Origin of the sequence: Neobacillus driksii (genome assembly GCF_013409995.1) — a bacterium.
In the GTDB taxonomy this organism is placed as follows: Bacteria; Bacillota; Bacilli; order Bacillales; family Cytobacillaceae; genus Neobacillus; species Neobacillus driksii.
On record NZ_JACCBX010000026.1, the window covers coordinates 18380 to 27895 of the forward strand.

Annotated in this window: 12 protein-coding genes and 1 pseudogene; 10 read left to right on the plus strand and 3 right to left on the minus strand. The window is 32.0% G+C overall.

What is annotated here, in order from left to right:
* Positions 1–34: 34 nt before the first annotated feature.
* Positions 35–1195, plus strand: a complete 1161-nt coding sequence (locus F4694_RS31355; protein ID WP_179603787.1) for a low temperature requirement protein A — start codon at positions 35–37, stop codon at positions 1193–1195.
* A gap of 256 nt (positions 1196–1451) precedes the next feature.
* A complete protein-coding gene (locus F4694_RS31360) occupies positions 1452–1859 on the plus strand; it encodes a GNAT family N-acetyltransferase (RefSeq protein ID WP_179603788.1) in 408 nt (135 codons plus the stop codon).
* Between the two features lie 173 nt (positions 1860–2032).
* On the opposite strand, the gene F4694_RS31365 is transcribed toward F4694_RS31360, so the two are convergent.
* Complete coding sequence (locus F4694_RS31365) at positions 2033–2179, minus strand: hypothetical protein (protein ID WP_179603789.1); 147 nt, start codon at positions 2177–2179, stop codon at positions 2033–2035.
* Positions 2180–2703: 524 nt separating this feature from the next.
* On the opposite strand from F4694_RS31365, the gene F4694_RS31370 reads away from it, so the two are divergent.
* Both F4694_RS31370 and F4694_RS31375 read left to right on the plus strand, forming a co-directional pair.
* Positions 2704–3351 (plus strand): DUF3231 family protein, encoded by a 648-nt coding sequence (locus F4694_RS31370; RefSeq protein WP_179603790.1) that lies wholly within the window; start codon positions 2704–2706, stop codon positions 3349–3351.
* Between the two features lie 23 nt (positions 3352–3374).
* A complete protein-coding gene (locus tag F4694_RS31375; RefSeq protein ID WP_308806976.1) occupies positions 3375–3692 on the plus strand; it encodes a DUF3231 family protein in 318 nt (105 codons plus the stop codon).
* 545 nt (positions 3693–4237) lie between these two features.
* Here F4694_RS31375 and F4694_RS31380 read toward each other — a convergent pair.
* Together F4694_RS31380 and F4694_RS32575 are read right to left on the minus strand one after the other, a co-directional pair.
* On the minus strand, positions 4238–4792 hold the full coding sequence (locus F4694_RS31380; RefSeq protein ID WP_179603791.1) for a CBO0543 family protein: 555 nt from the start codon (positions 4790–4792) through the stop codon (positions 4238–4240).
* A gap of 160 nt (positions 4793–4952) precedes the next feature.
* The gene (locus tag F4694_RS32575; protein WP_257029515.1) at positions 4953–5081 is read right to left on the minus strand and encodes a hypothetical protein; all 129 of its coding nucleotides are present in this window, start codon (positions 5079–5081) and stop codon (positions 4953–4955) included.
* Positions 5082–5321: 240 nt separating this feature from the next.
* Between F4694_RS32575 and F4694_RS31385 the strand changes: the two genes are divergently transcribed.
* The 6 genes and pseudogenes from F4694_RS31385 to F4694_RS31410 all read left to right on the plus strand — a co-directional run bounded on the left by F4694_RS31385 (position 5322) and on the right by F4694_RS31410 (position 9394).
* Positions 5322–5828 carry a CBO0543 family protein gene (locus F4694_RS31385; protein ID WP_179603792.1) on the plus strand — a complete coding sequence of 169 codons (507 nt, stop codon included), beginning with the start codon at positions 5322–5324 and terminating at the stop codon, positions 5826–5828.
* Between the two features lie 149 nt (positions 5829–5977).
* Entirely contained in the window at positions 5978–6445 is a 468-nt protein-coding gene (locus tag F4694_RS31390) for a hypothetical protein (RefSeq protein ID WP_179603793.1), read from the plus strand.
* A gap of 497 nt (positions 6446–6942) precedes the next feature.
* On the plus strand, positions 6943–7488 hold the full coding sequence (locus F4694_RS31395; protein ID WP_179603794.1) for a hypothetical protein: 546 nt from the start codon (positions 6943–6945) through the stop codon (positions 7486–7488).
* 467 nt (positions 7489–7955) lie between these two features.
* Entirely contained in the window at positions 7956–8456 is a 501-nt protein-coding gene (locus F4694_RS31400; protein WP_179603795.1) for a DUF1835 domain-containing protein, read from the plus strand.
* 64 nt (positions 8457–8520) lie between these two features.
* Positions 8521–8778: pseudogene (locus F4694_RS31405) on the plus strand (DUF3658 domain-containing protein); the annotation flags it as partial.
* Positions 8779–8911: 133 nt separating this feature from the next.
* Positions 8912–9394: a UPF0158 family protein gene (locus tag F4694_RS31410; RefSeq protein ID WP_179603796.1), complete on the plus strand. Its 483-nt coding sequence runs from the start codon at positions 8912–8914 to the stop codon at positions 9392–9394.
* Positions 9395–9516 lie beyond the last annotated feature (122 nt).

Below are 9516 nucleotides of genomic sequence, written 5' to 3' on the forward strand. Positions count from 1 at the left end.
CTAGTAACTAGAAAGAATTGGAGGGAGTGCAGAAATGGAAGAAAAGAAAGTGACCTGGTTAGAACTCTTTTATGATTTGTTATTTGTGGCGGCGGTTGCGGCTGCGACTCATGTTTTACTTCATGTTGAAGATGGTCATATCCATACAGAGTATTTAGTAAAGTTTGTATTAATTTTTATTCCTATCTGGTGGGCTTGGGTAGGGCAAACCATATTTATTAACCGGTTTGGAAAAGATTTATTTCATCACCGTATCTTTTTAATTCTGCAAATGTTTTTTGTACTAATTATGACATCAAGTTTATCAGTTGATTTTGATTCTTATTATCTTTCTTTTTTAATTGGTTATATTGGCTTAAGAGCAGTGACTGCAATCCAATATCTTATTGTCCAGCGTATAGAAACGGGAGTTCGAAAACAAGCAGCCCTCTTTTTAGGAAGGTATTTTTGGATTGGAATCGTCATTTCATTATTGTCCCTCTTTTTTGATTCTTGGGTTCGATATGCTGTGTTGTATACGGGAATCCTTATTGATATCATTGTCCCGGTGCTTGGACGAAAATGCTTAGAAAAGGTTCCCACAAATACGGCTCATTTATTAGAGCGATTTGGTTTATTTACCATTATTCTTTTTGGGGAAGCTCTTATTAGTACACTTGCGATCATTCAGCCTACAAAAGGAAATTGGAATTCAATAGGCTTTGCGGTCATTTCATTTATCCTGATTATATCGATGTGGTGGCAATATTTCGATAACATGGAGAAGAAACTCGACAAGTCTTTACAAACATCCGGCCAAATCATTATTTATGGTCATCTGTTTATTTTAATGTCTTTGAGCATGATTGCAGCATCTATCAGACTATTGTTTTTACATGAGGTCCATTACTCATTTATCTTATTTTTTGCTTTTGGATCTGTATTGCTCTATTTCCTGTCAACTACCTTTGTTTTCCATCAATATAGACATGTGCACCACCGATTGAAAATTTATCATTTAGGGTTATTCTTAGGAATTTTAACTGTCTTTTTTATTAGTAATTTGATTATTGTAGTACCAAATATTTTAATAATAGCTGAATTAGCCTTGTTTTTTATTATCTTTACTAAACTAACAATTTCTAATAATAAGCAACCGTTGACAAATGAGATTCATCCGAGAATTGGAATTGAGGAAGATAATAAAAACTTTTAGGAGAGAGGATGTCTTGAACTGGTTATCCGTAATGTTATTGAAGATGATTATTTAAAGTAATGGATGTGAAGTATTACACTTAAAGTAAGGGGGCGATACTTCAATAACGAAGAATCGCTTTTCTTATTTTATTAAAGAAGAAAAAATCTTAAAGGTGGACGAATTATGTATGGGTTAATAGCTATATTTTATGAAAAAAAAGAACGGATAATTTAAGAATGAAGGAACTGAGTGATAAAGCAAGGGGGAGAATAATATGGAGATTGAATTTAATGAATTGAATCCAACCAAGGATGACTTTATTAGATTACATCAAACAACTGGATGGAATGCTAAAGGATTATATACATACGATCAACTATATACTGCTATTTGTAATAGTTGGTATTCCGTTTCTATTTATCAAAATAAATATTTAATAGGATATGGACGAATACTATCAGATGGTATCTATCAAACTCTAATTTGTGATGTAATGGTTCACCCTGAATATCAAAAACAGGGTATTGGAAAGAAAGTAATGAATGCATTACTTAAAAAATGTGATGAAGAAGGAATTAAGTGGGTTCAATTATTTTGTGCAAAAGGAAAACAGGAATTTTATAAGAAACTAGGCTTTAACAGCCGAGATTCTGAAGCCCCAGGCATGTCCTTATTTTTATAAATATGCATTTTTTATGATCTTTTATTACAAACTGTTCCTTAACAACGGGGTGCATTAGTTGAATATCCTACTGCTAATTTTGGCAAAATGAAAAGCAATTCTCGATAAGGAGAATTGCTTTATTTTGGTATTATTATATCCAATACACATTTCATTTTCTCTTCTTAAGATTCTTATCTCAATTCATCCCAGTATAAAAAGACATACTCTGGTTCATGCTCTTTTTTCAACTCATCAAGGCTTGCTATTTTATCTGAAGTTTTCTGTTTATTCGTAGGTAAAGTATTATCAGCGTTCTGTTTTAAACCCTTTTCATCCATAATATAAACTCTCCTTTTAGTATAGTTTGTGTCCTGGCCATCTTCTTATTCTTGTTTTTGCAAGGAAGGTCATTAGGTGAAATATTTCACTTAATGCTTTTTATATTTCATTTTGGGAGTAACTGCTCTTAGGTCTAGTTAAGAACATCTGATACCCATAAAGAACAATTGAATAAAAAATATAGGTGAAAAAGACGTGAATGGGTCTCAAATTAACCAATTTAAATAAATTTAACTTTTGGAAAATTGCACATAAGGAAAGGCGAGCAAGAAGTTCATAATCATATTCCAAAGAATATATGGTCCAAAACGACCAATGAAAAATCCATAAAGTACCAGAAAAGAAAGGTCCTAGTAATGTAGTCAGCTCTTCTCTTATTTAGTTAACGATGCAGAATTGTTGAAGACATCAGAAAAAAAATAACGTCCCAATTAAGGATAACTTTAACAATGCACTACATTATATTATTCCGTTGAGGGAATGATTTTATTAATACTAAAAATTCTCGGTGGAGGTTTATAAAGTGCAGGACGGAAAACATGATAATTTAACTTCAGCAGAAATATCTCAGTTATGGGGTACATACATGGGGGATAGTTCACAAGTTTGCATACTTAGTTATTTTCTAAATGTAGTTGAAGATAATGAGATAAAAACCATTATTGAGGATGCCTGTAATTCAGCTCAACTACATGTACTAAAAATAAAAGACATGTTTAGTGAAGAAGGTCAAGCAATACCTCATGGTTTTAAGATAGCTGAGGATGTAGATACATCTGCACCAAGACTTTATTCTGATTCTTTGATGTTAGAGTATTTACATCAGTTTGGAAGGATTGGATTAAGAACACACAGTGTAAACTTATCATTAGCAACAAGAACAGATTGCACGGAGTTTTTTAAACAATGCTTAACTGATGCAGATAGATTGTATGAAAAGGCTAAGGATTTACAAATAACAAAAGGTATTTATGGTAAATCCCCTTTAATTAAAACATCACAAGAAGTGGATTATATTAAGCACCAGAATTTTTTGGCAGGATTCTTTGGTGTCAAAAGACCTCTAACAGCTCCTGAAATAACAAGTTTATATGCAAATTTCCAAAGAAATTCCCTAGGAAGTGGAATACTAATTGGATTTAGTCAAGTGCTAAAGCCAACGATGTTATAAAATATTTCACTAGGGCAAAAGAGATTGGTGAGAAACACTGTGAAATTTTTAACTCATACTTAAAAGAATACAACTTTCTTGATCCTATATATTGGGACTCTCAAGTAACTGAAAATACACAACATGTTTTTTCCGATAAGTTATTGATGTTTGTAGTCAGTACACTAACCGCAGCTTCAATGGGTTTCTATGGGTTGGCTCTTGGAACTAGTTTTAGAAGAGATTTAGGTACGGTATACAATAGGTTTTTATTAGAAATCCAGTTGTTAGCAGAGGATGGGGCAAACATTATGATAGAAAATGGATGGCTTGAGTCTCCACCAAAAGTAGGTGAGAAGTAGAATAACTTTTCTTTCAACTAACTGGGTACTTAAGGTGAGGATCAGCGGATTTTTTATTTCACCTTTGGTAAGTTTTGGCTCTACTTTATTGTTAATTTCATTGTAGATTGTATCTATTCTTTTGGCTTTAGGGCATTATGGAAAAAACTAAAGATTACAACTGCCGGGGGGATACTATCGCCTTTTGAAGGGATTATATTTATGACATTTATTGCAATTATTCTTTATTGATATCATAAGTGGCAAGAGGATTGATTGATACAGATAGTAAAGGTTAGAATACTTATATCAACGGTGTATTCGGAGCTGTCATTTTGACAGCTTTTCCATATTGCACTAACGGTCAAGTTAATTAAGGTGTTAAAAAAATAAGGAAGTACAGGTTAGATTGTTCAATAGGAACAGTCTTTTTTTATCCTTAACATAGAATATGAAATTTCCATTTGTCCCTAAAAAGGCAAAAAGCCGAAAGCATAAATCCCTCGACCAATTACATTATATAGTTATTTAGGTTTACATGTTTAAGGAAATAAAAAAAGATAGATTCATTTAGTTTTACTTATTGAAAAAATTTTAAGAACTAACCATCTTATAGCTATTCCACCGAGATTGTAAAAAATTAGTGAATAGATTAACTTCCAGGTTATAAGTTCATAAAAATTTAGCCAAATAAATAAGGTTTCTCCCATAAAAGTGGAAAATAAGGAAAGTAGAAAATTAAATATTAAAAATGATTTCCATGACTTTGACCACTGATATATTAACATCATTGAGCATGGTACTAATGTTAGGTCGGCTGGTAACAACGGTGGAATCATTTGAAACAATTTATCTGGATATTCCCACCACATTAAATCTGTTCCTATATTATCCAAAACATAAGTAGGAACCATTATTAATGCTCCATAAAGGACTATTTCAGGTAGTCGTTTCTTATCGACTAAAATCCACCAAATTATCCAAGGAAATAATGATAGAAATAATAATAAATACCATTTCCAGGTAAATAAATCATCATGAACCCAATGTTGATATGCAAGGTCACTAAATTTCTCTCTTGCTTTCTGTACTTCATCAAACGAGGGAAAAGATTTATTCATTCCGTCACCTTAATTTCTTAGGAATTAAGTTTTGATTTCACGTATTTATGTTTATTAGAATTAAACAACTCCATCATTGCCATTTGAAGTTATGTTAAACTAGTCATATTTCGAAGGAAATTGAAGGAAGTGCTTCACAAAAAAAGCGCATTCTGCGCTTTCAGTTTTTATTTTGCTGCTGCTTAATATTATTATTCTGCGAGATGATAATACCGCTAAAAATAATATTGATAATCATACTTAAAAGTCCTAAACAAATAATTACGACAAATTGATTTTCTGAACGCATGGTTTAGCCTCCAATAGTTTTCTTGAGGTTATTTTTACCAAACGGTTCTCTTTTAATTCAAACAGAAAAAATGATCAGCGCCGACTTACGAGAATTTTGTGAAGCAACGTACTTAAGCTAACGAGCAAGTTTAGTGCAATAAGAAATATAGTTAATTACCAAATAGTTTGATAATATTACATTATTTTTACAGATAAAAGGGGAAGCTATTATAAAAACACTCGAAAGGGTTGTGTTTTAATGCACCTCGCTATTACGGTCCTAACCATTATAGCTTCCTTTAAGTGGGGTAACTGGAAAAACTGGAAAGAATACCATGCCAGTATGTTTTTCATTGCGACGGGTGGATTACTGTACGAATATATTGTAAAAGAAAATACCTTATGGAAGTTCCACCCTGATTTATTATACGGACATGAAATGGTGGTAATGGTATATGCTGTAATCACTATGCCTATTAGTATCGTTCTATATCTTTCCCATTTTCCAGAAGGATGGTTTAAACGATTGTTATACATATTACTTTGGTCTGGAATTTATATTTTTGTTGAGTGGATTTTATTAAAGTTCGGAAGAATCTCTTATCAAAATGGATGGAAATTATGGTATTCTTTTTTATTTGATATTGTCATGTTTTCGGTAATTGTAATACATCAGTTTAAACCATTCCGAGCTTATATCATCTCTTTATTTATTATCATCTTCTTAATAAATTACTTCGATATTCCTTTTAAGTTTATTAAATGACTCTTGCTAAACTATCGGAGGCATTACTGAAGCAGCGGTGATGCCTTTTTTCTTATTGAAGTAACGGAGCAGGATAGTTGAATAAGAAAATGCATTTTATTTAGAAGGACACGTTAATATATAGAGTTAATATTGAAAGGACTAAAAAAATGGTTAAAATGGTTATTTGGTCTATATTTATTATTCCTTGGATTTCATTGATTTTTTTAGACCGTTCAGCAATTCGAAGATATATGCCTGTTGCTCTATTTGCCACAGTGTTCAACACAATACTGGCACAAATGGCTTGGACATATAACTGGTGGAAATTTAAAGAGACTCTTTTTAGCTGGGACAAAATAGCACCATTATTTACTGTATATGGCATATTTTTAGTTGGAACAATATGGATATTTCATTTTACGTTTCGTAAATTTTGGATATATATTATAGTTAATTTAATAATCGATCTCTTCTACGGGATGGGTCTTACTAAAATGTTAAACAAGCTAGAGATAAGAGAAACTGGTAGTTTCTCTCCACTCAAAAATCTTTTGACAATGACAATACTAGCCGTCATTCTATATCTTTATCAGTTATGGCAGGAAGATATCTATGATCAGGAAAAAGTTAAGTAAAATTTATTCGGTTTCTGCTTTATAGAGATACAATTTAATAATGCTCATGATCTACTCACATTCTTTATATAGGTCTAAGATTAATTAATCCTAGTCCCAATTCCCCTTTAATTATTGGATAATTTTAGTAGTATTTTCTCTATTTTATATTTGGTAAACGGAATATAATTGGAATTACTAATTGACCCCTATTAAATAGATTAGTACTGTTTGGACTCCCAAGTTTTTCGGGAGTCTCTTTTTTAATAAAAATCAAAAAGAAAATTTGTGAAATATTACACTTAAACTATCGGTTGTAAGAGTTGCAGATCAAGCTGTCATTTTGGCAGCTTTTCTTATTGCACTAAAGGAGCAGGATAGTTAATTTAGAGATATGAGCCTTATTACAGTAATGATTATTTTTTGGGGTGTGCAACTGGCGTATGTTATTATTTTAGTAAAGAAAATAATTAAATCACTACATTTCAGCGTTATAACATGAAAATTAGGTGGTAAAAATGGATAGTCAAATAAAATTGGCATTTGAAAGATCAAAATCGGGTGAAAAAGATGAGCGTTATGAAGCTTATCAAAGTATTTTAAATGCAACTGATCAACAAGTTGATTGGGCTTATGAGGTATGGAATCAACTATTAGAGGACTTAACTCATAAAGATAACCATCAACGCTCTCGTGCAGCACAATATTTAGCCAATCTAGCTAAAAGCGATCCAGAGATGAGAATTATGAAAGATTTCCCTAAGTTGTGGGAAGTAACAAAAGATGAAAAGTTTGTTACAGCTAGACACAGCCTCCAATCAATATGGAAAGTCGGAATTGCTGGTACAGTCCAAAAAGAAATGGTTATGGAGTTTATGGTTGAACGCTTTAAGAAATGCGTAGATGAAAAGAATTTTACATTAATTCGTAATGACATTATTCAAAACATGAAAAATTTATATGACCATTTCAATGATGAGGTTATTAAACTAAATGCTTTGGTTTTAATTGATATGGTTGAAGACAAAAAATACAAAAAAAAATATATGGATATATGGAAGTAGTTTACCTATTTACAGATTATAAAGCTGAAGATATGAGTGGCTTCAGCTTTATAATCTTTATTCTAGTTGTAATGTACTTTTTTAAAATATAGATCCATTTATTGATTAGTATATGGATACTACTTATTCAACAACTACTTTGTGAAACTATGTACTTAAAGTAACGGGTGCTTGAGTGAAAAATGCTTTCCGGCAATGATCGCACCGGCGGTCATTTTTCTTTTAAGCTAAATGGCAGCATAGGCTCTCTTATTAAACTGTCCATATTATGTGTCATACTTCAAACAATATTAAAAGGCTTTTTTTCATAAAAACCCTCCATACAATATTTTTCTTATGATGAACAATTAAAGAAATTCTATTCTTATTAAACTAATGCTTCAGATTAGTTTAATAAGAATATGAATCAGAGAGAATCATAGAAATCGGTTTTTTTGAAGAGGGAAGCTTTTTAGGAGGTAATTACAATGAAAACACATATTGTATTTGGAGAATCAGGTGGTTCATCCCTTAGGTTAGCTTTAAAGGATCACCAAACAAATGAAAATATTGTCGTAGTTGTCGATGATCTAATGTGGGGTCCAATAGGCAATATTCTGTTGGAAACTGTTCAAGAAGAACGCATTAAATGGTGGGAACAAGTTTTAAATGAAGAGGATAAATCTGATTCTATAGCCTATCTCCGTAATACATATAAAAGGTTAAGCGATTGGACTATTGCACTTACTGGTAATGAATCGTTCTTGTTTTGGGTTGGTGATAGTCCAACAGAATATACAGGGTTAATGTTTTTATTAGCTAATATTCCTAAATCTATTCCAGTATCAATCATTATGGTTTTTCCGGCTTACTATAAGAGATACGGTAGATTCAAACCACTTTCTGCGGGAGAGATTATACCGGAGAAAAGTTCCATCTTATTGAAGATGCAAAACCCCTTTCTTCACGGGTTAGAGAAGGATACCTGACTAATTGGACACAGCTCCTCGAAGATAACGGTAGTCTTCGAATTCGTATGATCGTCAAGTTAAGACTGTTTCTGAAGAATATTTTGATGAAGAGTTACTTACCCTTGCTAAAAAGATCTGCCACGAAAAGATGTATAGTAAAAGTGATGGATTTTTTCCAACTGCAAGGTTGGTAGGAGAATTTATTGGTCGTCAAAAACAGCAAGTTATGGATATTTCTATTGAATGGCGAATTCGCTGCTTAATACAAAGCGGTCTTCTTGCTTACCAGGGTTCCCTTGCTCAAATGAGACTCTATAATATTAAGCCAGTCATTGATTGACCAAACGGGTGTATAAATTAAAGATGCAGTTTATTAAGCATCAAAGCTAAACCATAACCTTTTAATAAGATTGCGAATAGTTGTACTTAAACTAACAGGTGCGTTAGAAAAAAATATAAAAGGTGAGCTAACAGTGTATATACAAGTCAAACTTAAAGATATAATTGAGGAAATGGAAATACAATTTGAAGAATCACGTTCATTGCTAAATATTAAAACGGGGGAAATAGTGTTAGTGGCATCGGAGGACTTAAGAGCTGCGGAAGACGAAAAACCATTTGATCATTTACCTGAATGGGAACAAGAAAATAGAATCATTGCAATCGATGTAGTTGAAAACTTTGAAAATTATATAGAGTTGCCAACTAAATATGAAGTGAATGAATATGGAATAATGGAAAACTTTTGCTTAACAGTCAGTGATCAGCGGAAGCAGGAATCCTTATTGAGGGCAATTAGGGGTAAGGGTGCCTTTAGAAGGTTTAAGGACAAATTAATTGATTTTGAAATGGAAGAACAATGGTATTCATACCGTGACGATTGTTTTAAACAAATTGTGATTGAATGGTGTAAGGAAAATAAAATAAACTATATTGAATCGGTATTACAGGGGTGATTACTGAACAAAGGTAATCACCTTTTATTATTAAACTAAACCAGCTAATAGTTTGTCAATATTTTTCAATAAAAACTTAAAATAACTCATGCTATACTAAAAATGTGCATGCCAAATAACCT

Bases quoted from the DNA above. Each gene is read 5' to 3' on its own strand.
- F4694_RS31355 (WP_179603787.1), top strand. From the start codon at position 35: ATGGAAGAAAAGAAAGTGACCTGGTTAGAACTCTTTTATGATTTGTTA.
- F4694_RS31360 (WP_179603788.1), top strand. From the start codon at position 1,452: ATGGAGATTGAATTTAATGAATTGAATCCAACCAAGGATGACTTTATT.
- F4694_RS31365 (WP_179603789.1), bottom strand. From the start codon at position 2,179: ATGGATGAAAAGGGTTTAAAACAGAACGCTGATAATACTTTACCTACG.
- F4694_RS31380 (WP_179603791.1), bottom strand. From the start codon at position 4,792: ATGAATAAATCTTTTCCCTCGTTTGATGAAGTACAGAAAGCAAGAGAG.
- F4694_RS32575 (WP_257029515.1), bottom strand. From the start codon at position 5,081: ATGCGTTCAGAAAATCAATTTGTCGTAATTATTTGTTTAGGACTTTTA.
- F4694_RS31385 (WP_179603792.1), top strand. From the start codon at position 5,322: ATGCACCTCGCTATTACGGTCCTAACCATTATAGCTTCCTTTAAGTGG.
- F4694_RS31390 (WP_179603793.1), top strand. From the start codon at position 5,978: ATGGTTAAAATGGTTATTTGGTCTATATTTATTATTCCTTGGATTTCA.
- F4694_RS31395 (WP_179603794.1), top strand. From the start codon at position 6,943: ATGGATAGTCAAATAAAATTGGCATTTGAAAGATCAAAATCGGGTGAA.
- F4694_RS31400 (WP_179603795.1), top strand. From the start codon at position 7,956: ATGAAAACACATATTGTATTTGGAGAATCAGGTGGTTCATCCCTTAGG.